Origin of the sequence: Mycobacterium sp. IS-1556 (assembly GCF_001499985.1) — a bacterium.
Classification (GTDB): Bacteria; Actinomycetota; Actinomycetes; order Mycobacteriales; family Mycobacteriaceae; genus Mycobacterium.
Genome location: NZ_LQIM01000012.1, coordinates 491,641 through 513,518, shown reverse-complemented (window position 1 = coordinate 513,518; position 21,878 = coordinate 491,641). Strand labels below are relative to the sequence as shown.

At 65.4% G+C, this 21,878-nt stretch carries 17 protein-coding genes and 2 pseudogenes; 14 read left to right on the top strand and 5 right to left on the bottom strand.

The window, feature by feature from the left end; genetic code table 11:
* Positions 1-54: 54 nt before the first annotated feature.
* Entirely contained in the window at positions 55-873 is an 819-nt protein-coding gene (locus AU187_RS11930) for a DUF1206 domain-containing protein (RefSeq protein WP_059166738.1), read from the bottom strand.
* 137 nt (positions 874-1,010) lie between these two features.
* Here AU187_RS11930 and AU187_RS11925 point away from each other — a divergent pair, with 137 nt between their 5' ends.
* The 9 genes and pseudogenes from AU187_RS11925 to AU187_RS11875 all read left to right on the top strand — a co-directional run bounded on the left by AU187_RS11925 (position 1,011) and on the right by AU187_RS11875 (position 12,699).
* Complete coding sequence (locus AU187_RS11925; RefSeq protein ID WP_059166737.1) at positions 1,011-1,379, top strand: YraN family protein; 369 nt, start codon at positions 1,011-1,013, stop codon at positions 1,377-1,379.
* Positions 1,380-2,801, top strand: a pseudogene (locus tag AU187_RS11920) (YifB family Mg chelatase-like AAA ATPase); the annotation flags it as partial.
* Positions 2,802-2,839: 38 nt separating this feature from the next.
* Positions 2,840-4,237 (top strand): recombinase family protein, encoded by a 1,398-nt coding sequence (locus AU187_RS11915; RefSeq protein WP_059166736.1) that lies wholly within the window; start codon positions 2,840-2,842, stop codon positions 4,235-4,237.
* Positions 4,238-4,893: 656 nt separating this feature from the next.
* Positions 4,894-5,247 carry a hypothetical protein gene (locus AU187_RS11905; RefSeq protein ID WP_286131906.1) on the top strand — a complete coding sequence of 118 codons (354 nt, stop codon included), beginning with the start codon at positions 4,894-4,896 and terminating at the stop codon, positions 5,245-5,247.
* Positions 5,247-6,299, top strand: a complete 1,053-nt coding sequence (locus tag AU187_RS11900; protein ID WP_172800223.1) for an AAA family ATPase — start codon at positions 5,247-5,249, stop codon at positions 6,297-6,299. Before AU187_RS11905 ends, AU187_RS11900 begins: the two co-directional genes overlap by 1 nt.
* 508 nt (positions 6,300-6,807) lie before the next feature.
* Complete coding sequence (locus AU187_RS11890) at positions 6,808-7,056, top strand: hypothetical protein (protein ID WP_059166732.1); 249 nt, start codon at positions 6,808-6,810, stop codon at positions 7,054-7,056.
* On the top strand, positions 7,046-7,300 hold the full coding sequence (locus AU187_RS11885) for a hypothetical protein (RefSeq protein ID WP_059166731.1): 255 nt from the start codon (positions 7,046-7,048) through the stop codon (positions 7,298-7,300). The genes AU187_RS11890 and AU187_RS11885 overlap by 11 nt, the downstream gene beginning before the upstream one ends.
* A 255-nt stretch (positions 7,301-7,555) precedes the next feature.
* On the top strand, positions 7,556-8,659 hold the full coding sequence (locus AU187_RS11880; RefSeq protein WP_059166730.1) for a phage major capsid protein: 1,104 nt from the start codon (positions 7,556-7,558) through the stop codon (positions 8,657-8,659).
* A 176-nt stretch (positions 8,660-8,835) separates the two neighbouring features.
* Complete coding sequence (locus AU187_RS11875) at positions 8,836-12,699, top strand: aggregation-promoting factor C-terminal-like domain-containing protein (RefSeq protein ID WP_059166729.1); 3,864 nt, start codon at positions 8,836-8,838, stop codon at positions 12,697-12,699.
* Between the two features lie 79 nt (positions 12,700-12,778).
* Here AU187_RS11875 and AU187_RS11870 read toward each other — a convergent pair whose 3' ends face one another.
* Positions 12,779-13,081 carry a hypothetical protein gene (locus AU187_RS11870; RefSeq protein WP_059166728.1) on the bottom strand — a complete coding sequence of 101 codons (303 nt, stop codon included), beginning with the start codon at positions 13,079-13,081 and terminating at the stop codon, positions 12,779-12,781.
* Between the two features lie 33 nt (positions 13,082-13,114).
* On the opposite strand from AU187_RS11870, the pseudogene AU187_RS24980 reads away from it, so the two are divergent.
* From AU187_RS24980 to AU187_RS11850, 5 genes and pseudogenes are all read left to right on the top strand, one after another.
* A pseudogene (locus AU187_RS24980) lies at positions 13,115-13,219 on the top strand (magnesium chelatase subunit ChlI family protein); the annotation flags it as partial.
* On the top strand, positions 13,216-14,337 hold the full coding sequence (gene dprA / locus AU187_RS11865) for a DNA-processing protein DprA (protein WP_059166727.1): 1,122 nt from the start codon (positions 13,216-13,218) through the stop codon (positions 14,335-14,337). The pseudogene AU187_RS24980 and the gene dprA, both read left to right, overlap by 4 nt.
* A gap of 119 nt (positions 14,338-14,456) precedes the next feature.
* Positions 14,457-15,311, top strand: a complete 855-nt coding sequence (locus AU187_RS11860; RefSeq protein WP_059166726.1) for a siderophore-interacting protein — start codon at positions 14,457-14,459, stop codon at positions 15,309-15,311.
* A 229-nt stretch (positions 15,312-15,540) separates the two neighbouring features.
* Entirely contained in the window at positions 15,541-15,783 is a 243-nt protein-coding gene (locus AU187_RS11855) for a hypothetical protein (RefSeq protein WP_156442348.1), read from the top strand.
* Positions 15,784-15,800: 17 nt separating this feature from the next.
* Positions 15,801-16,124, top strand: a complete 324-nt coding sequence (locus tag AU187_RS11850; RefSeq protein ID WP_156442347.1) for a hypothetical protein — start codon at positions 15,801-15,803, stop codon at positions 16,122-16,124.
* Here AU187_RS11850 and AU187_RS11845 read toward each other — a convergent pair.
* The 3 genes from AU187_RS11845 to AU187_RS11835 form a co-directional block, all read right to left on the bottom strand.
* Complete coding sequence (locus AU187_RS11845) at positions 16,103-16,642, bottom strand: hypothetical protein (protein WP_059166723.1); 540 nt, start codon at positions 16,640-16,642, stop codon at positions 16,103-16,105. The two genes, AU187_RS11850 and AU187_RS11845, sit on opposite strands and share 22 nt — an antisense overlap.
* Before the next feature lie 315 nt (positions 16,643-16,957).
* Complete coding sequence (locus AU187_RS11840; RefSeq protein WP_059166722.1) at positions 16,958-19,801, bottom strand: phage tail tape measure protein; 2,844 nt, start codon at positions 19,799-19,801, stop codon at positions 16,958-16,960.
* 773 nt (positions 19,802-20,574) lie between these two features.
* Positions 20,575-21,729 (bottom strand): phage major capsid protein, encoded by a 1,155-nt coding sequence (locus AU187_RS11835; protein ID WP_059166721.1) that lies wholly within the window; start codon positions 21,727-21,729, stop codon positions 20,575-20,577.
* Positions 21,730-21,878: the final 149 nt, after the last annotated feature.

Genomic DNA, 21,878 nt, shown 5'->3' with positions numbered 1-21,878 from the left:
CCTTCGGCTTGCTTGCTCTGTCGCTTTCGGCTGGCGCTCTACTGGGGTGGAGCGCTACATCCTGCCCTGCCGGGCCCGCACGAAGTTGTAGGCGCCGAACGCGGCGATACCGACGGCGGCGAGCACCAGAAGGAACCTGCCGAACGGGGCCTGCCCCAGCGTCTTGACCGCCGCGTCGAGCCCGCTCGCCTTGGCGGGATCGGCGTGCATCGTCGCCACGATCACCAGCACGCCCGCGCCCGCGAGGACCAGACCCTTGGCCATATAGCCCGTCACCCCGATGGCGGTGACGCCGGTGCCGCCAGAGGTGCGCAGGTCTTTGCGGAACTTCTTCGTCACGCCCTTGTAGACGTGGTAGCCCCCGACGGCGATCAACCCCAGCCCGACCGCGACCAGCAGAGCCTTGCCCCACCCGGACTGCATCATCTGCGCGCTGAGCCCGGCGTTCTGCCGACTGCTCTGCTGGCCACTGCCGATGGCGAAGCGCGCGGCGGAGACTGCGATGGCGACGTTGACCGCCGCCAGGCCGAGCGATTTCGCTCGCTTCCACGCCGGGGTGTCGTCGTTGTGCGGCCCGGACCCCTCTCCGGGTCTGGCGCCCACGATCGCTTCGGCGATCCGCCACAGGCCGAGCGCAAACAGCCCCACGGCGACGACCCACAACAGCACGACGCCGCCGGTCTGCTGGGCGAGCGTCGCCAGGGCACCGGACTGATCGGCGTTGCCGCCGGAGCCCAATGCGATACGAAGGATCAGATAGCCGACCAGCAGGTGCAGCACGCCGCTGACCGCGAAACCGGCCCGCGCGGTGTATTCGAACGCATCACTGTCGGTGGCCCGGTCGGCAACACCTTGTAACGACTTGTCAGTCATGCCGGCGTGTATCCCCGATTTGACGCCGGCGAAACAACGCCGACGTGATCTGTGGATGAATCGCTGGTTGGGGATTACTGGGTGCAACGCCGCCCGATCGCCGTCGAGGTGTCGGTCGCCTGCTCGACGGTGACGGCATGACTTCATTGACCCGCGCCGAGATCGGCGCGCTCGGAGAGCAACTCGTGGTCGATCACCTGCGCTCGCTGGGGCTGCGGGTGCTGGGCCGCAACTGGCGGTGCCGGTACGGCGAGCTGGATGTCATCGCCGTCGACGACACGGCCCGCATCGTGGTGTTCGTCGAGGTGAAGACTCGCACGAGCGATCAGTTCGGCGGCATCGCACAAGCCGTCACCCCGCAGAAAGTGCGCCGGCTGCGCCGGCTCGCCGGGTTGTGGCTGGCGGCCCAGGACACCCGCTGGTCGCAGGTGCGCATCGACGTCGTCGGGGTGCGGATCGGCCGGCGTCGTACACCGGAGATCACCCATCTCCAGGGGGTGGGGTAGATGGCGTTGGGGCGCGCGTACTCGGTCGCGGTGTCCGCGCTCGACGGTCAGATCGTCGAGATCGAAGCCGACATCGCGTCCGGTTTGCCGGGTGTGCACCTGGTTGGCCTGCCGGACGCGGCCCTTCAGGAGTCGCGCAACCGGGTCCGCGCCGCGATCACCAACTGCGGCAGTGATGACTGGCCGCAGTCTCGGCTGACGCTGGCGCTCTCGCCGGCGACGCTGCCCAAAGTCGGGTCGGTTTACGACCTGGCGCTGGCGTTGTCGGTGTTGTCGGCGCAGGTGAAGGAGCGGTGGACACGGCTCGAGAAGACCGTACTGCTCGGCGAGTTGGCCCTCGACGGACGGGTCCGGCCCGTCAAGGGCATCCTGCCGGCGGTGCTGGCCGCCAAGCGGGAGGGCTGGCCCGCGGCCGTCGTCCCCGCCGAGAACCTCGCCGAAGCCAGCCTGGTCGACGAAATCGAAGTATGGGGAGTCCGCACCCTCGGTCAGCTGAAGTCGTGGATCAAAGGCAAAGGGCGACTCGAATCCCGCATCGCATCGCCGTCGTCGCAACCCGAACGCACATCCGATCTCGCCGATGTGGTCGGACAGACCCAGGCGCGATACGCCGTCGAGGTCGCCGCAGCCGGTGGTCATCACCTCATGTTGACCGGGCCGCCGGGGGTGGGCAAAACGATGCTGGCGCAACGTCTTCCGGGTTTGCTGCCGGCGCTGGCGGAGAGTGAGGCGCTGGAAGTCACGGCGATCCACTCGGTGGCCGGCATGCTGTTGGAGAAGACCCCGTTGATCACCCGGCCGCCCTTCGTCGCGCCGCATCACACGTCGAGCGTGGCGGCGATGGTCGGCGGCGGTACGGGGATGGCACGGCCCGGCGCGGTCAGCCGCGCGCACCGCGGGGTGTTGTTCCTCGATGAATGCGCCGAGATCGGCTGCAATGTGCTCGAGGCGCTTCGGACTCCGTTGGAAGACGGCGAGATTCGCCTCGCCCGCCGCGACGGTGTCGCTCGCTACCCGGCGCGGTTTCAACTGGTGCTGGCCGCGAACCCGTGCCCATGCGCGCGTCCCGACCCTCGGGACTGCGTGTGCACCGGCCATGAGAAGCGCCGCTACCTCGGTAAGCTCTCCGGCCCGCTGCTCGACCGCGTGGACCTGCACGTTCGCATGAACTCATTGCGGGCGGGAGCGATCGTGGCCAAGGACGGCGAGTCCACCGAGGTGGTGCGCGAGCGGGTGGCCACAGCGCGAGCGGCCGCCGCCGAGCGGTGGCGGCCCTACGGCATCGGAACCAACGTCGAAGTCAGCGGTTCCCTGCTGCGCCGCAAGTTCCGGCTGTCCCCGACCGTGATGAAACCGTTCGAGGTGGCGCTCAACCGTGGCACGCTCAGCGTCCGCGGAATGGACCGCACGCTGCGCGTCGCGTGCCCACCAAACTAGCAGAGGTCGTCTAGTATGCAAGTGTGCGCGCAGCGATCTACCTCAGACAGAGCCAGGACAGAAGCGGAGACCAACTCGGCGTCGACCGCCAACGCGACGATGTGCGGCGCTTGATCGAGTCTCGCGGTTGGACGGTCGCCCGGGAGTTCGTGGACAACGATGTGTCGGCGCTGAGCCGCAAGCCGCGACCGCAGTTCGAGGAGATGATGGCTGGAGTCGATCGCGGCGAGTTCGACGTGATCGTGGCGCGCCACATGGACCGGCTACTGCGTCGGCTCGCCGAGTTTGAGAGCGTGCTCGAACGGTGTCAGAAGACGCAGACAGCGATTGTCACTGCGGCCGATGGCGTCGATACGTCAACGGACGGCGGCAGATTGGTTGCTCGCATTCTGTCGTCGGTGGCGCAGGGCGAGGTGGAGCGCAAGAGCGCGCGGCAGCGCTCAGCGGCCATACAGGCCGCGAAGCAGGGGCGGTGGGTAGGTGGGCGCCGAGCGTTCGGTTTCGAGGCTGACGGCGTGACTGTGCGCGAGGACGAGGCCGCGCTGATCAAACAGGGCTTCGCGGATGTGCTCGCCGGCGAGTCGCTCGCTGAGATTGCGAGGCGGTGGGAAGCGTCGGGGATCGCTACGACGCAAGGCGCCTCGCGGTGGAGCAGGCACGCGGTCAAGGACGTCCTGACGAATCCGCGCCATGCCGGGCTGAGGCGCTATCGCGCGCAGGAGGATCGAGCGACGATCCGCAAGAACCCCGAACTGGGCATTGTCGGATCAGCGGAGTGGTCGGCCATCGTTGATGAAGCGACGTGGCGGGCAGCAGTGCGCATCTTGTGTGCCCCCGAGCGCCGTCGTGCACCAATCGGCGGCAAGGGATTACTGACCGGCGTCGCGGTGTGTGGGGTCTGTGGTGCGACCGTGCATCGAGGTTCGGCCGCCAATCCAGGCGGCCGAACCTATCGATGCAAGAGCGGCGCGCATGTGGCGAGGAAGTCCGATCCGGTCGATGAGTACGTGACAGAGCTGGTGCTGGCGCGGCTTACTCAGCCCGACGCGGCTGAATTGTGGACGGCCGATCTGCCCGATGCTGATGCGTTGATGACGGAGGCCGACACGCTGCGCCGGCGCCGCGACGACATCGCGCTCGACTACGCGGACGGTGCCATGACACGAGAGCAGTTCCGAACGGCCAACACTCGCGTCCTGGAACGGCTTGGCGAAATCGAGGCGCAGATCGCGGCTGCCGGATCCTCGTCGCCGCTCGCGATCGTCGCTGCGGAAGACGTCCGTGAAACTTGGGGCGGGCTTTCGACTGCCCAACGCCGCGGCATCATCTCCGCCCTGATGACGCCGGTGCTGCACTTGCCCGGCCGTGGCACACGCACCTTCCGCCCCGAAACCGTCGAAATCAAGTGGAGGAAGGCATGAGCCGCCGATCGCAGAGGTTCCGTGCTGAGCACGGTTACGTCTTCGACTACGTAGACGGCCAGGTGCGGCTGGAGTGTCCAGCCCGCCATGTAGTCGGGTACCTCATGCAGTTCGACAACCCGGTGCGAACGACATTGGTACTTGATAAGCATCGGAAGGGCTGCGAGATCACTGGTCGGGAGCCGCTTCGATTCACCTGCGACCGTTGCCTCCACGATGGCAAGCGGCTCAATCTGCTGTTGAGCGTCGAGCGTGCCTACGAGGAAGCTGAGGCTGCGCGACGCGACCGAACTCGCGAGGTGCACGTCCACGTACTTGGCGGCTAGCAATGCTAGCTTGGAAGCAATAGCGCATCTCCATCTACGCCGGTGAGCCTGGGAAGCCGATTACCAGCCAGGAGTCCTGCCGCACCTTGTCGGGGTGGCGCAACTCCTGCGCTGATGGAGCTTCCCCATGTCGAATCCCTTACTCGCTCAACGTGCGCGACTCGCCGCCGCAGTGCGGCACCATCCAGACAAAGATCACACTGAAGCGCGCCGCGACCTCGCGGCCGCAACGCTCGAACAGCACGTGCGACGCGTGGTGGCTGAAGCGCCGCCCCTCACCGAAGCGCAGCGGGATCGCATCGCTTCGCTACTTCGGGCGGGCGGTGCGGCATGAGGGTCTACGAACGAAGAAGCCGCCGGCCAGGGCAGGACTCGGCGGCCACCTCCGAAAGGGGTATCAGTCAGCATAGCGGCGTCGCGGCCTGGAAACGCCGCCACGAAGCCGCTCGCCGTGTCGAACCGCTCGACTGCGGCTGCAAAGACAGCTGGACGTGTAGGTGCACCGAGCCGCCGCTGAGCGATCACGCGCTCGACGGATGGCGCGACGCCGCGCTCAGACTGCTGTTCTGCGGCGAACTTCCGCTGCTGCCAATCGAAGTACTACGCGCGCTGTGGCAACGCGGCGGGCCCGACCGCGTACTCGCCGAGCAGCTCCACGCCGCATGCGACGGCGAGGTCGCATGATGCCAGACGCCGCCGACATCCTCGCCGCCTACTCCAGCGCGTTCACAGGTGACCCCGGCCCACCAGAACCGGCCGAAGAACCAACACCACACAACGGCAACCACCTCGGTCCGCCGGTGCTCGCAGAGATGCTGCTCAATCGATCCGCACTGCGAGCACTTCCAGATCCCGAGCCGCTCATCGCCAATGTGCTGGACCAAGGCACCACAGCATTGCTGTACGGGAAGTGGGGCACCGCAAAGACGCTCATCGCGCTCGACTGGGCGGCCAGCGTCGCGATGGGCCGCAAGTGGCAAGGCCGCCGCGTCGCACAGCGCCGCGTCCTGTACGTCGCGGCAGAGGGAGCCTTCGGATTCAAAGGGCGTACCGATGCGTGGGAAATCGCATGGCAGTGCGCAATCGATGACACCAACCTCCAGATACTCAAAGTGCCCGTCAACCTCACCAGGACCGTCGACGTCGTCAACCTCTCGGCCCTCATCGATTGGGGTGGCTTCGACTTCGTCATTCTCGACACACTGGCTCGCTGCATGGTCGGGGCGGACGAGAACTCAGCCAAGGACTGCGGGATCGTTATCGACGTCCTGACGCGGCTCCTTGGCCGCACGCCGGGCGGCCGAGGAGTCATTCTCGGCGTCCACCACACCGGCAAGGACGGCAAGACACTGCGTGGGTCTTCAGCATTCGAGAGCGGCGTAGACACCGTCTACTCGACTGTCAAAGAGGGTGGGGTCATCACGCTCAACCGCGAAAAGCGAAAAGACGGCCCCGAATACGACCGGCACGAACTCAGAATCGACCCGATCGAAGGCACCAGAAGCGCCGCGATATCTGTCCACCGGGGGGGTGGACAAACCGAGCGCGCAGACAAGCTCTTGTCCACCTTTGTTCAGCATTTCGCGAACATCGGAGCGAGCAAATCAGAGCTGCGGAATGTAGCCGGAATGCCCTCGGCCACTTTCCATCGCGCCCTATCTGACCTGCTCAAAGCAGGCGATCTCATCAATGTGGGCACCGACAAACGACCGTTCTACAAGCAGGAGGCCGAATGATGATCTGTCCACTTGTCCACCGCTTGTTCACTGAATCTGTCCACTCTGTCCACCACCACCCCTCTTTAGAGGGGTGGACAGGACAGAACGCTGGACAAAACCGGTGACAGCTGAAGTCGGGGAGTGGCGCGCTGCAGTAAGGGATCTCACTGAGTTCGAGCGCGCGCCCTACGACGATCCGCAAACCTACGGCGACACGATGGCACCGGACGGGACACGCCTATGACACCCGAGGCAATCGCACTTCTCGCCAGAATCCTGCATGGAGTCCCGGTGCTTCCCGGCGCCCTGTGCCCCGACCACCCACACGTCTTCTACACATCCAGCGACACAACCGACCCCGAGACGCGCGACTACGCAGCGACGACCGCCATCCGCCTTTGCAAGGCATGTCCCGCGCTCGAAGCCTGCCGAGATTGGCTCGACAGCTTGCCGGCGGCAGAACGACCGCTCGGCGTAGTCGCCGGCCGCATCTCGACACCACAACCGAACTGAAGGAGCAACCAATATGGCCATCCGACCAATCGACCAATCCCGCGCCGCCCGAATCGTGCTCGCACTGCTCGACGGCGACATTCCCCGCATCAACCGCGCCCTCATCGACGCGCAAGAAGAAGACGCACTACACCTGCTGATCGCAGTCGTGGTCAACGATCTCGTCGCAGGCATGAAGCAACCCGCGATGAGCGAGACACAGATTCGGCAGCTCTTCGAGGGAGTCATTCTCGGCGCGCAGGAAGCCGACGATGAGCAGTAGCGCACTCGACGCCGCCCGCAGCGCACGCATCACCGCCGCACTAGCGGCGAACGACAACGACGGCGCCCAAGCGGTCATCGCCGAAACCATGAGCCAAGACGGACCAGTCGGCCTGGCCGGCCTCGTGCTCGCGACCGCGACCCGGCTGGCGGCGATCGCCAAGGAGTTCTACGACATCGACTGCCAAAGGATTCTCGACATGTACGCAATGGAAGCCATCGCCTTCGCGGAAAAGTCGGAGTAGCGGGTTATGCTGGCTGTGCGGATCGGTTTCTGTCAGTGGGGCGGCGGCGTCCGGCATCGGCCCGCCACGCAGCGGGAGCACCCCGGCGCCGCGCCCTCGACGAACCGGAACCGTAAGACTTGGTTTCAGACCAGCGGTAAGGAACCGTCGCCCGACTCGGATCGGGGCCGACCACGCCGAATCCGTCCGTCTCCCAAGCGAATCCACACACGTAGCGCGCCGCTGCGCGCCGGATTGCGCTAGGAGGCGCACACCATGAATCTGAAAGAACGCCGAGACCAACTCCTCGCCGAGGCCAAAGCCATCGTCGAGAAGGCCAAGGGCGAAGACCGAGACCTCACATACCAAGAACTCCAGACCGTCGAAGGCAAGATAACCGAGGTCAAGAGCATCAACGATGACTTGAGCGCCGACGCGAAGTCCGCCAACATCTTGGGCCAGCTCGACGACATGGCCCGAGGCCAAGACGCCGGAAACGGCGACAGATTCCTGTCGTTCAGCAAGGCGTGGGCCGCTGGCGCTGCTGAGAAGGTCATGCCGGTGGGCAAGAAGGCGCTGGCGGCCGACAGCGCAGTTTTCATCGACGCCGAACTCATGACCACGCCGATTCCAATGGGTAGACCCGCGACTTCGCTGCTCAACGTGCTACCAGTGAAGATGCACGACCAGCCGACGTTTGGGTATATCAGGCAGAGCGTGCGAAACAACGCCGCAGCCGTTGTGCCCGAGGGCCAAACCAAACCGGAATCCGACTACACCATCATCAAGATCGACAACTCGTTGGATATCATCGCGCATCTGTCCCAGGGAGTCGCAAGATACTGGTTTGACGATGCCGAGGCACTGAAGCCATTCATGGAGGAAGAGCTCAGCTACGGTCTTCGCTTGGCGGTCGAAGAGAAAGTGCTCGAAGACATCGACGCCACCAGCGGTGTCCAGACACAGGCATTCGCCACGAACAAGCTGACCACAATCCGCAAGTGCATCACCAAGCTTGAGGTGCTCGACTTCAGCCCCAGCGCCATCGTGGTGCACCCGCTCGATTGGGAAGAGATCGAGCTTCAGCTGTCCGCAGACGCCGCAGTCGAGTTCCGCGGACTGCCATACGATCCCGCGAGCCGACGCCTGTTCGGCGCTCCGGTCGTCGTCGCGAACGTCGCAACGGCAGGCGAAGCTCGCGTCTTGGCCTCCGGGGCAGTCGGCGTTGATACCGACAAGCTCGGCGTCAGGATCGAGTGGACGCAGCTCTTCCAGGATGACTTCGCAACCAACAAGGTGCGCGCTCGTTGCGAGGGCAGATTCGCCACGTCGGTATTCCAGCCGATGGGTGTCGTCATAGCCGACCTCACCGCCGCCTAACAGCTTCCGCGGGCGGCGGCTCCCTCGGTCAGCCCCTTTCCACCCGCCGCCCGCGGAACACCCACCCCCAAGGGGGTCAACATCACAAACACCCTGACCAACGGCCGACTCCCCGCGGTAAGGCGGCCTCTCCCCCCTCGATTTCGGGAAATTTTGAAACGGATCGGAGCGCAACGATGGCCGAGATCGCCGAAACGTTCACGCTGCCTGTTCTGCTGAGTTTTCGAGACACCAGCAAGGCGGCGGAGAAGGAACTCGGCGGCGTCTTCAAAGACGCCGGCAAGAAGGGCAGCAAGAAACTCGGTGAGGGCTTCGCTGATGGTCAGGCGGAGTTCAGGAAGGCCGCCGACACCTACGCGAAGCTGTACGACAAGGTGCAGGACGCGGCTGGGAAGCTCCGCAAGGAGGAAGAGGCGCTTAAGCAGGCCCGCGAATCCGGTGCCCGAAACGATCGGATCGTCGCGATCGAGGAACGCCGAAACAAGGCCTATCGCGATCAGCAGCGCGTGATCGGCGATGCGCGGCGCGCCTACTCCGATATGGATGACGCGCAGCGGCGGATGAACAGCGGTACCGCTGATGCTGACCGCGGTATCGGCCGGTTCGGCTCCACGTTGACGAGTGCGGCGCGTTCTGGTGCGGCGTTCGCTGCGCAGGCGGTGGCGATCGGTGGTGTGGCGGTGCTGGGCGCGGTGGCGGTCGGTGCGGTGCGGGCTACGCGCGAGTTGTATGAACTCGGCGCGCAGTTCGACGACGTCGCTGACAACTTGCGGGTGAAGACGGGTGCGACGGGGGCCGAACTCGACGCGTTGGCGGAGTCGATCAAGAACGTTGCTCGCACGACACCGGTCGGGATCACCGAACTCGGCGACGTTTTCGCGGAGACGCGCCGCAACCTGCATTTGACTGGTGGTGATCTCGAAGCGGTCGCTAAGACCATCGCCAACCTGAACCGCATGACCGGCGACCAGCTGAACATGCGGGACTTGGGTAAGGCGTTCCGCGGGTTCGGAGTCGAGGCCAAGGATCAGGTCGGGGCTCTCGATCAGCTCTACACGATCACTACTACCGCCGGGGTCGGTGTCGACGACCTGACGGCCATCATGGCCAAAAACGGTGAAGCGATGCGCCAGTTCGGGCTGGGCTTCGGCCAATCCGCGGCGTTGCTGGCGCTTTTCGAAGAAGAAGGCATCGATGCCAACCGGACGGTCGCGACCCTCAACAGCGCGTTCGGATACTTTGCCCGAGAGGGAATTCCGGCGCAGCAGGGACTGCGCGACACCATCACCGAGATTCAGCGGCTCGTCTCTATCGGCGATGAGGCTGGTGCTGCTGATCTGACCGGCAAGGTGTTCGGCACGCGCGGCGGTGTGAACTTCTTCGGCTTGATCAAGAGCGGGAAACTCGACATTGAGGCGCTCAACGCGGCGATGAGTCAGACGCCGCAGTCGATCAATGAGGTGGCCGAGTCGACTGATGACGGCGCGGAGGCGTGGCAAGAGTTCAAGAACAACGTCGCGATCGCGCTCGAACCGCTGGCCAATCTCGTGTTCACCGAGGCGTCGACCGGGCTGGAGTCGTTGACCACCAAGGTCATCGAGAACAAAGACGAGATCATCTCTGCGGCGATCGGAATCGCCGGAGGCCTGATCGATGGCGTCGATGCCGTCGCGGCGTTCGCTGCGGGTTTCCTGCGGATCATGAAGCCGTTCGCAGAGGCGTCGGCGCTCTACTTCGGCCATCTGGTGGACAAAGTGTCGACGTTCGCCGGCATCTTCGGCGACATGATTGGGCTGCTGCCGGACTGGGTTCCCGGAATCGGTGGGCTCGGGCAGGGATTGCGTGACCTCGCGGATGCCGGAAAGACGACTGCGGCCGGAATGTCCGAATTCCCCGACGTTCTCGACACATCGATCGGCGTGATTGACGATGTGCGCTCCACCCTTCCGGGGCTGAAGGACCGCATCGGCGCTCTCGGCGACGAGATGAAAAACTCCGCCAGTAAAGGCGAAGACCTCGACGACTCGATCGACGGCATTGGTCAGCGCGCTAGCACGTCGGCTGGCGATGTGAAGGACTTACAGGCATCCCTGGACAAGCTGTCGAAGACGCCGCTGCCAGGGCTGGTTCTGCCGGGCGCGCCGGGTAGCTATCCGGCCGGCCAGAATCCGCTTCTGACGCCGCTGGGGCCGGGCGCGCCAGCTGCGCCGGGGTCGGGCGGCGGTCCTGGTTTCACCATCGGCGGGCCGGGCGGTCCAACCATCGGCGCAGGCGAAGGCCTGGTGCTACCGCGCAGTGGGCTGCTGCCTGGACAGTCGAGCCCGACACCGAGCAGCCCGGCGCAGAAACAGTCGAACAAGCAGCTCGCACAGTCGATGTTCCCGACCTACTTCAACCCGGGCGAGTGGGCCGCGTTCGACCGGCTGGTGATGAAGGAATCTGGCTACGACAACTGGGCAAAGAACCCGAGCAGCTCGGCATTCGGAATCGGCCAGTTCCTTGACACCACGTTCGCCGAGTACGGCGCTGCGCCGACTAGCGACCCGCGCGCGCAGTTGCAGCTGATGTTTCAGTACATCCAAAAGCGCTACGGCACACCGAGTGCCGCGTTGGCCTTCCATGAAGCGAACAACTGGTATGTCAAGGGCGGCAGCGTGCGGGGGCCGGGCGGCATTGACAACGTGCCGGCGTGGCTGACAGCCGGTGAATTCGTCGTCAACAAACAAGCTACGCAAAGGTTTCTGCCGCTGCTGCAAGGAATCAACGCGTTCGAGTCCGGCGGACTTGTCCCGGAGATCAGTGCGGTCGACTCGATCGCGCGGCAGTTCGGCCTCACACTTACGTCGGGGCGCGCCGGTCGCGAAGCGGAAACGACGTCGTTTCACAGCAGCGGCCAGGCCGGCGACTTCGCTGGGCCGGTCGACAGAATGCTGGCGTTCGCGCAGTACATGTTCTCCAACTACGGCTCGCAGTTGGCCGAGTTGATCTTCGACCATCCGCAGATGACCCAGCTGGTTGACGAGGGTAAGGCGGTCGATCCCTCGGTGTTCGGCGGGAAGGACCATTGGGATCACGTCCACGTTGCGGTGCGGTCGTCTGGCGTCGGAATGGGGGTCGGAAATCAGCCGCTGTCGTACAACGGCATGTCAGGGGTCGGGCCCATGTCAGGGGTCGGGCCCGGCCCGGTCAGCGCGGACGTCAACAACGCCTTCGGGCCCGGCTATGAGGCCGGTATCGGCACGCCGGGATACAACGAGTTCGGCCAGCCTGGGTACTACGAGGTCGACCCGGAGAAGGTCCGCGAGGCTGAGCAGCGCGCCGAGGACGCCGAGCAGAGGATTCTCGACGCCGATTCGGCAGTCATCGCAGCGAAGGCACGACGTGACGAGCTGGAAGCCGACGCGAGTGCCGAGGAACGCCGCCAGGCCGACGAGGCTGTGCGCAAGGCCGAGTACGACGCCAAGGTCGCACGCCGCGAACGCGACGATGCCCGCTCCGAGGCCGATGAGGCAAAGAGGGGCGACTTCACCGAGGCGCGCGAGGCGCCCAAGGACAAGAAGCGAGGCAAGGAGGGAACGCAGTCGCCGGTGCTCGGCGAGCTGGGAGCCATCGGCGGCTCGTTCCTGAAGGAGACGTTCGGGGTCGGCTCATGGCTGCCCGATATCGCCAGCTTCCCCGGCGTCCAGGCCGCCGAAGCGCTACTCAGTACAGCTATTCCGATGGCGTCGGCCTATGCGAACGGCGAGTGGGCTCCCGGCGGCCTGCTGGGCGCAGCGCTCGGCATTCCGGCGGAGATGCAGGGCCCGCAGGACGCCAGTACGTCGTCGGCGCCGTTCGGTATGCCGGACATCGCCGCGCCGCCAATGCCGCCCGGCAACACCCACGCCGGCACCGGCGCGCCGGGACCGTCGACCGTCATCGACGCCTCGACGCAAATCCACGGCAACGTCGGCTGGTCGCCTGATGAGATTGAGCGGCGCCGCCGCCAGAACGAGCACCGCGCCGTCACCAGAGCCGGACAGCCAGGGATGGGGCCGTGACCGAGTCGCGTCGGGATCGGAAACTGACCGGCCCCGCCCACTCGGAGAGTGTGGGCGGGGCCGGCAAGGCGATCTCAGCCTAACCTTCCGCGGCGAGCCGAGATTGCACCAATTCGAGCGCTGCTGCCGCTTCGTTGAGCGCGACGGCGACCGCGCGTGCTTCGTCGGCGGTCAGCTCGGGGTTGTCGGCGTAGATCGTTACGAAACGGTCGACCCGCCCGTCACCGTATTGGAGGCCGTCAACGCCAACGCCGACGCCGGCGGCGTCGTGCTTGGACCAGTTCAGGGACCGGATGGCGTCGGGCCCTTCGAGCAGGTCGCACCACTCGTCGGCTGCGGCTCCGGCTGGAACGGGCAGGTTCGGAACGTTGATCGTGGGCATAGGTCTTCCTTCCAGTAATGCGACTCTGTTGGGCTTCGGGTCGCGTGGACGCTCGCCGACCTCGCCGGCCGGACGTCGCCGACGGTTGACGACGTCACCACCGCGTTGAGTTTCCGACCCGCCGGAGGTGCGCGATGACCGATGAACTCGCCAAAGCCTGGGCGTACCTCTCGCGGGTGGCCGAACCGCCATGTCCCGCGCTGGCGGCCCTGGTGCAGCGAGTGGGCGCGGTCGAGGCTGCGGAGCGCGTGCGGCGCGGCCGGGCGGGCGACGATATCAACCGCTATGTCGAGGCTCGGCGTGACATCGACTGTGCCGCAGAGGATCTCGCCGTGCTGGCGCGACTCGGCGGGCGGCTGCTCACCGCCGACGACGACGAGTGGCCGTTGCTGGCGTTCACCGGGTTCGCTGGGGTTGGCGACCGGCGATCGCAGGCACACCCGCCGATGGCGTTGTGGGCCATCGGGCCGGCGGCCCTCGACGAGGTCGCCTGGCGGGCGGCGGCGGTCGTCGGTACCCGGGCGGCCACCGCGTACGGCGAATTCGTGGCGGCCGACTTCGCCACGGGGCTCGCGGAGCGCGACGTCGCGGTGGTATCCGGTGGTGCATTCGGCATCGACGGCGCAGCCCACCGCTCCGCCCTGGCCGCCGACGGATTGACCGTTGCGGTGCTCGCCGGAGGTATCGACGTTCCGTACCCCGCGGGGCATGCGGCGCTGTTGCGGCGGATCGCCGAACACGGCTTGTTGCTCAGCGAATATCCGCCCGGCGTACGGCCCGCGCGCCACCGCTTCCTGACCCGCAACCGATTGGTCGCTGCGCTGGCGGGGGCCACAGTGGTCGTGGAGGCCGGGGCCCGCAGCGGTGCGGCGAACACGGCGGCCTGGGCGCGTTCGTTGGGACGTGCGGTATGCGCGGTGCCCGGGCCGGTCACGTCGGCGGCATCGGTCGGATGCCATGCGCTGCTGCGGAACGCTGCGCACATCGTGACGCGCGCAGAAGACGTCGTCGAACTGGTCGGAAGCATCGGGGAACTGGCGCCGGACGAGCAGCGTGCCGTCTCACCGCTGGACGAGCTGACCGAAACCGACAAACGGGTCTACGACGCGCTGCCGCGCCGTGGGGGTCTTACAGCCGACGAGATCGCTGTGACCTCCGGGCTGCCGGCTCGTCAGGTGCTGGGTCCGCTGGCGAATCTCGAGCTTTCCGGCCTGGTGGTGTGCCGAGACGGGCGGTGGAAGCTGGCGTCACAATGAAGTACACAGGAGCCGAAGTGCACAGGGAGCGGCGCGAGGTAGCGCCCCGACGTGCGAAACCCGCTCGTATAGTCGATAAGACCGGCTAATTGATGACCGGTCGAGGTTTGGAGGATTAAGTGGCAGGACGTCCGATACACACCTTCGAGGTGGTGCGTACCGAGCAGTTGACACCGCATCTCATCCGGGTGGTGCTGGGTGGCCGGGGATTCGACACGTTCACCCCGAACGACTTCACCGACGCCTACGTCAAGATCGTGATCGTGAACTCCGACATCGACGTCGCGAGCCTGCCGCAGCCGCTGACCATGGACAGCTTCTCGTCGCTGCCGCCCGAGCAGCGGCCGACGGTGCGCACCTACACCGTGCGTCAGGTCGACTCCGAGCGCCGCGAGATCTCCATCGACTTCGTGGTGCACGGAGAGCACGGCGTCGCCGGACCGTGGGCGGCCTCGGCGGTGCCCGGGCAACCCGCATACCTGATGGGGCCCAGCGGAGCGTATGCACCCGACCCCGCCGCGGACTGGCACCTGCTGGCCGGCGACGAGGCAGCCGTGCCGGCGATCAGCGCAGCCCTGGAAGCGTTGCCCGACAATGCAATTGGCCGCGTCTTCATCGAAGTCGCGGGGCCCGACGACGAGGTACCGCTGAAGAAACCCGACGGCGTAGAGGTGCGCTGGATCTACCGCGGGGGCCGTGCCGACCTGGTGCCCGAGGATCAGGCCGGTGACCACGCCCCGCTCATCGCCGCGGTCAAGGAGACGCCGTGGCTGCCGGGTCAGGTGCAGGTCTTCATCCACGGCGAGGCGCAGACGGTCATGCACAATCTGCGGCCCTACATCCGCAAGGAACGGGGTGTGCCGGCCAAGTGGGCGTCGTCTATCTCGGGGTACTGGCGCCGTGGCCGCACGGAGGAGACCTTCCGCCAGTGGAAGGCCGAACTGGCCAAGGCTGAGGAACGGGCCAACGCGTGAGACCCCGCCTGGCACGCTGACCGCATGACGTTCGGTAACTACCAGTTCGGTAGATAACGCCTCACGCTATGCTGCGACCTGCTGAAATGGGCAAATCTCGGAGCGTTGTGCCGGTCGGTATCTTAGACTAGGCAAACGTCGCTACCCGTGACGGGGAGGCTCTGACAACCCGGTGTCATTTTCGACATTCTGGTTGACCACCCCGCGCGACCTGCCCATGCTGGCTGGCATGAAGGCAACTACAGAGCAGTGGGAACATAGCCCCGAGGCGGTCATGCCCGAGTGGCGGTACCGAAAGGTCCGCGACGGGCGTGAATTCCGCATCATGTTCAACGGCACGACGAGGGCTGAGGATTGGACGCTTGTGATCCGCCTGCTCGGTACCGAGGGCGCTGCGGACCTCCATGAGCAGTGGTCCCACTTCTACACCCTTGACGAGGCGATGCGGGCGGCGGACCAATGGCACGGCTGACGCCCGACGCTGAGGGCATGGGTGACGCTGAGCGGTTATGGCAAGCCCTGAATCCGCTGCCGGTTATCGCAGAGGTAATCGAACGGCGGGCTTGGGAACCGCTCGGTTTCGAGACGTTCACCGATGCTTGGCGTGCACAGGGGTTAGCGGATGTCACTCTCCCCGTAGAGACGCGCCCCTACGTCGTGTATCAGATGCTCGGCGAGCGAGTGCCTACCGACGAGATCGCCTTGCTGGTTAAGGGCGTCGGCCCGCAGACTGTGGAGTCCCTGAAGCGTCAGAAATCGAATGGCGTACCGCCTAGCGCGGCGAGTAGCCGTTATACCGGCAACAACCGGTAGCTATCCAGCGCCGTCGTGCCGAGCGCGGCGTTTGACCAGGAATACTCGACGTCATCGACCTTTTGGGATACCACGGAACCAGCCGCGCCGGTGCCCACGTTGAGGGTCGCCTGATCCACCATCGCCAACACTGCCTCACGCCAGTCCTGCGCTTCGGCGGCGGTGAAGCCGTGGGTCAAGGTGACCTCGACGGCTCCCCATTCGCACGTCCACGGTGTGGTGCGCACCAACAAGCCGGGGGTGTCGTGAGACTGGTGGACCTCGGCGAGGTCGACGGCGGTGCCGCCCTCACTAACAGAGGTCAGGCTGACGATTTTCAGCGTAGGTACTTCTAGTACCAGGGAGCCGCTTCCGTCCAGCGTCAGAGTTTCTGTGCGGACGGGACTGACGTGCCATCCACACCAGCGGCGGGCCTTCGCCAGCGCGGCGTTCAGGGCGCGCAGTGTCTCGGGGTCGTCGGCGGAGAGACGGCCACGGGTGTACTGGGCGACGTCGGCCGGCGTCAGGTCTTCGGGCACGGGTGTTCCTTGGGGTGTTGAGGGTGTTGCTGGGAAATGTTGAGGTCGGACCCTCTTGGCGAAAAAATCCAGCGACAGGAATGTCGGGGATCGTGTGCCACAGGACTTTTTGACCCCGCCCCTGGGGTGCCCGCCGGGGTCCGTTGGGGAACCACTATTCAACGGAGACCCCGGCGGGGCTTAACCTCTCCCCGTCATGCTGGGCGCCAGACGACTAAGTTTGCTATTCCCAGCAGGGAGAGGGCCGACTGGTGGGTTTCGGACGCGGCTTTGGAGGTTGTAACGCCCGAAGCCCCCCACCAGTCGGAAGCTTGATTACCTACCGCCCCATGAGGCGTGGCTTTGGAATTGCAAGTCCGCCAACGATTTCTGAGTGTCGCGGTGCGGTGCTTGATTCCAGTTCTCGATGTTGATCTGCGGGCCCGGTGGTTGACCTTGTCCCTGACCGTGTTCGGTCCGGTTCGGATCATCCTGCGGCGGTGCGGGGGGTTGAGTCTGTCCCGCTGACGTCGGTAGCGCGGGAGCGGCACCGGCGAGGCTGGAAGCTATCCGGCCAATCCAGGAGTTCTGTGGGCTACCAAGCTGAGAATCATGGAGCCCGAATGTTTCCAAAAGACCATTTACGCCGATGGCGGCTGCTTGTCCACCGTACGCGATGGTCCGGTTGATCAGTTGTATGCCCGTCTGCGCCGCCTGCCCTGCGCCGGGTGCGAGCATGTCGAGGCCCGAAGCTGCGGTCTGCATTGCTGCTAGTGGCAGGCCACCGACGCCGCTGAATCCGCCGCTGCTGGGTTGAAACCCGCCTTGTCCCGGTGCCAACCCGACAGGACCGGGTGGCGGTCCGAACGGACCGGGTTGCCCCAGCGGACCGGGCATGCCGGGGATACCGGGTGTGATGGGACCACCCACGCCGCCACCTAACGGTGCTGGCCCCATCGCAGCGGGACCAAAACCCAACGGCGACAAGCCCGCCGCCATGTTCTGAGCGCCGAGGATGCCAGCCAAGCCGTATCCGCCTTGTACGGGTGATGCTTGGCTGACCGCGCTGAGGGCACCAAGCGTCGGTGCGAAGGCGAGATTGCCGACGAAACGTGTGAGGTTGTCAGCCAGTCCCGCAAGTCCTTGGGATGCGCCAAAGTCTTGATCCAGCGGACTGCCGATCTGCCCCATGCTGGGTGCTGATGACGTCGCGGTGCCACTCGCACTACTCGGATATGCACCGTGGGCGGTGTCGACCACGGTCACCGGGACCGCGCCGTCCTTGACCGGGATCAGTCCGTCAGGCCCGGTCGCGACGTGGACATGGTCATCGTGATTGCCTGCACCGGCGAAGAAGCCGTAGTCGCCGCCGCCGGGTCCGACGATCTGGCCTGAATCGATCTGGTTCTTAAAGGATTCCGGCCCGAAGCGCGGGTCTTCAAAGATGAGTTCCTGAAGCTGCGAACCGTAGTTGGCTGCCATGAATTCAGCGAACGCTCGCATGGCGGCGGGCGGACCGCTGAAGTCACCGGCGTTGCCTGTCGCGTGGAATGACCCCGGCTCGGCACGGAATCCACTCGTTAGTTCCAGCCCGAAGCGCTCCGCGATCTGCGTGAGCTGGTCAAGGCTCGGGCTGTAGCTGTTGGTGGGTCCACCCGTTCCCGGCGCGCGGGTCGGCGCGATGATATCGAGCGGGTTGCTGACTTGGGGTCTCGGCAGGGCGGGCGGGTTGACCGCAGGCCCCTGTTTGATCCTGGGGTCAGCGGGCAGACCGGGGGCGCCTTTCCTTAGTTTTGGCGGATCATCGAATAAATCGTTCAAGGCGGTGGGCAAATCCTCAAACCAGTCGTCGATGTTGAGCGAGTCGCGGATTTTGGCAATGACCGTTTGGATGTTGCGTCCGGCTTGCTGCCATTCGCTTTGCGAGTTGCTGACCATTTTGTCGGCGGCGGCCTGACTGGCGCCCTCGACCCGACCGAACTCCTCGACAGCCTTGCTCAGATCGAATCTGTTCAGTGCCCCGCCGAGGTCTTCGGCTTGAGTTCCGAATAGTTCCACGGCGATACGCGACTGCTCGACCGGATCGTGGATGCCGCGGATTTTGTCGACCACTTGATCGAAGGCGGTCGCCGAGGCCCGTCCGCCCGCGACGAAACGGCGCGCCATCTCGTCGGCGTCGAGGCCCAACGCGGTGAACGCATCGGTCGTGGTCTTCGATCCATCGACAGCCCTGATGGAGAACTCCTTGAGGGCGTCGGCGGCAATGTCGGTGTCCCTCGCGCCGCCCTTGACCGCTTGGGTCAGTAGCCCGAAAGCTTCCTCACCGGTCAACCCGAGCTTGCGGAACTGGGTGCTGTACTCATCAACGGTGTCGAGAAGATCACCGGAGACGTTGAGGCCCTTCTGTTGGCCCACCACCAACAGGTCGAAGGCCTGGGTGGCGTCGGTGGCGATACCGGTACGGATGGCCTGGGCGGCTGAGCGGGCCACGGCGGGGATGTCGTCGCCGAGCAACGTCGAGACGTCGGTGAGTTGGGCGATCATCTTCTGCACGTCGCCGGTGTCGGCGGACGGCGCGAGTAGCCCCGATTGAATTGCCGCTGTGGCGGTACCAAGGTTGGCCTCAATGGACTCGCCCCAGTTGGATGAGAAGGCTTGGGCGGCACCGTCAGCGACTTTCTTCATAGTCGCGTCATCAAGTCCGAGGCGGGCGGCGGTCAAGTCCTGGGAGGCTTCTAGCGCCATCGCCGCTTCGATCTGCGGGCCAATCAATTTGATACCCGCCAGTGCTCCGCCTGCGATGGCGGCGCCAATAGGACCGCCACGGCTGCCCAATCCCGCTAGAGCACCGGTGAAGCCACCGGTAAACGAGTCGCCCGCGTCATCGCCAGCGTCGGCGGCGGCGGTGCGGGCGTTGATGTCCACCCGTGGGTTGGCTTGGCGCTCAAAGGACCGCTGGAACTCGCGGGCAGCTTCCCTCCCGGCGTCGGAGAACTCGCCGCGCATACCACTAGTGGCGGAGTCGGCGAACTGTCGGCCGGCGCGAGTGCCTGCCGAACCGAACTCGCGGGCGGCGTTGTTGGCTGCGCTGCTGGCGTCCACGTTGCGCATGCGCTGCTCGAACTCACGGGAGAAGCGGGTGCCCGCGTTCTGGCCCGCCTCGGTGAACTCGCGGGTCAAGTCCTGGGCGGCGCGTGAGGTCGAACGTGGGTCGACTTTTGTCTGTAAGTCCAGTACTACGTTTGCGATGGCTATCTGCTTTCACTGCTGAATCGCGCGGCGGCTTTTCTCATGGGCGCGTGCTCGGGGGTGTCCTCGGAGCCCCATTCGATGATGTGGGCGATCTCGGAGTCGTTGTAGACCTGCCCGATGGGCGCGCCACGGCGTAGTGCGGCTTCGCTTAGGCGGGCGCGGAGAGGCTGTTTCTTGATGTGGCGCTTGTAATCTCCGGTGTCTTCGGGGGAGAGCTTGCGCCAGGTGTCGGCGACGTCCTCGACTAACTTGTCGAACTCGCCGTGGAGGTCTTTGCTTTCGGCTACCGCCTCGGCGATGGCCTTCTCAATGTCGCGGGCGTTGATAGGTCAAACCTGTTCTGTGATGGGAAACCGCCGCGTGCCCCGCGTCGGGCGAACCCGACCCCGTTACCGGGGTTGCACTCGCGGGGCTTGAACTAGGCCCATGCCGGGGGCGGGCTTAGTGCCCCCCGATCACCGAAGCGATCGAATACCTAGTTCCGCGGCGGTCGGCGCACCCGAGGGTGAATAGGAAAGCCCCTCGGGGTGCGCACGTCTACGGTGTGCCGCTGATGATTGCGGGTTCTACCCAGACCTCATCAACGACGGCGACGGACCGCAGCGCACGGAGGCGAACCAACTCCATGACTTCCGCCGTGGTCAGGTTCAGTCGCCGTGCACATTCGTCAACAGGGACGAAGAAGCGGTCGTCGTCCAATATCACGCCGTCAAATCGATTTTGAAGAATGCCGACGGGCGCAACAGTCCCATGCCGAACCGACCTTCTGCGCGCAGCTTGGCAAGGTTCTTGTCGAACAGGTCCGCTCCCGCCGTGTCGACGTCGATGCGGACATCTTCGCGGACGTAGAGGCGCAGTTTCGACCAGTCCGCCAGCAGGGCGGTGCCAGCCGGAATGGATGGGCTGACCACACGCGGCAAGGTGTTGCCGAATACGTTGCCACTGCCCGCGTTTGAGGCGTTCACACCGTCGAGCAGGAAGCCCGAGCCCGAGGTTTCCAGGGTGAGGTCCAGCGTCTCGGCGTCGGCCGGCGACAGCACCCATGCGGTGGGGCGCTCACCGGCGGTCTGTGCCGCAGTGAGGGCACTTCGCAGGGTGACGTGCAGGCTGGTGTCGAACGCGACGGCGGTCGTGCCGGTAGCGGTCAGGATGCCGGTGAAGTCCTCACCGGTTCCGCTGCCCGAGACGATCTGCGCTTCCAGGGCGTCGAGCACACCGGCGCGCATTTCCGCATCCAGAAACATGCGCAGTTCGTCGTGATCGGCGAGCAGGCGCAGCGGGATCGGCTCCGACAGATGGGCGATGACTCTTGCCCTGTCGGTGATCGGCTCGACCGTGAAAGTGCTGGTGGGCTTTGTCGCGGAGTCCGCCACGGTGTCGGCCGCATTGGTTCTCACCGATTGGCGGAAGTACTCAAAAGCGTTGCCGGGGATCGCCGTGCGGTTGACCAACAGATCAAGTAGGCGTTCGGGGCGCGCCTTCGGGGTGACGTCGGGCTCCACCAGCGTCGGTACGTCGATGCTGCCGGAAGTGACCGCACGGTGTTCGCCGCCCATCTTGTGCATGGCGGTCGCTGCGCGGGTCGCCCAATCGGTGCCGCCGCCGCCGATGCGGGCGCTAGCCCGAGCGACGTGGGAGGCGGTCGCGTTGTCGCGGCCAGACCGCGCGATATCGTCGCGCACGTCGGCGATTTCCCGATCCAGGTTGGTGATCTGGGCGGACAACTTCTTGAACCGCACCGTCTCGGACGAACTGAGATTGTCGCGCCCTTCGAACTGGACAGTCGTCACGATGCTGTTTCGCTTCGCAATTGCATCTGCGCGGAGTTCCTGAAGCCGCGTCAGCTTTTCCTTCAATGTTTGTGCTTTCTGGTAGGTGAGCGCGCCTCGTGCCAAGGCTGCGGCCCACAAGGGGAATTGGGGTTTTACGTCCGGTGCCGGGACGGCTCAACCTCACGGTGCCGGTGAGTTGGGCAAGACCCGCCGTGCCAGCGGGGAAGTCGTGG

Excerpts from the sequence above, each read along its gene's own strand:
- AU187_RS11930 (WP_059166738.1), bottom strand. The coding sequence starts at position 873 with ATGACTGACAAGTCGTTACAAGGTGTTGCCGACCGGGCCACCGACAGT.
- AU187_RS11925 (WP_059166737.1), top strand. The coding sequence starts at position 1,011 with ATGACTTCATTGACCCGCGCCGAGATCGGCGCGCTCGGAGAGCAACTC.
- AU187_RS11905 (WP_286131906.1), top strand. The coding sequence starts at position 4,894 with ATGAGGGTCTACGAACGAAGAAGCCGCCGGCCAGGGCAGGACTCGGCG.
- AU187_RS11900 (WP_172800223.1), top strand. The coding sequence starts at position 5,247 with ATGCCAGACGCCGCCGACATCCTCGCCGCCTACTCCAGCGCGTTCACA.
- AU187_RS11890 (WP_059166732.1), top strand. The coding sequence starts at position 6,808 with ATGGCCATCCGACCAATCGACCAATCCCGCGCCGCCCGAATCGTGCTC.
- AU187_RS11885 (WP_059166731.1), top strand. The coding sequence starts at position 7,046 with ATGAGCAGTAGCGCACTCGACGCCGCCCGCAGCGCACGCATCACCGCC.
- AU187_RS11880 (WP_059166730.1), top strand. The coding sequence starts at position 7,556 with ATGAATCTGAAAGAACGCCGAGACCAACTCCTCGCCGAGGCCAAAGCC.
- AU187_RS11875 (WP_059166729.1), top strand. The coding sequence starts at position 8,836 with ATGGCCGAGATCGCCGAAACGTTCACGCTGCCTGTTCTGCTGAGTTTT.
- AU187_RS11870 (WP_059166728.1), bottom strand. The coding sequence starts at position 13,081 with ATGCCCACGATCAACGTTCCGAACCTGCCCGTTCCAGCCGGAGCCGCA.
- dprA (WP_059166727.1), top strand. The coding sequence starts at position 13,216 with ATGACCGATGAACTCGCCAAAGCCTGGGCGTACCTCTCGCGGGTGGCC.
- AU187_RS11855 (WP_156442348.1), top strand. The coding sequence starts at position 15,541 with ATGAAGGCAACTACAGAGCAGTGGGAACATAGCCCCGAGGCGGTCATG.
- AU187_RS11850 (WP_156442347.1), top strand. The coding sequence starts at position 15,801 with ATGGGTGACGCTGAGCGGTTATGGCAAGCCCTGAATCCGCTGCCGGTT.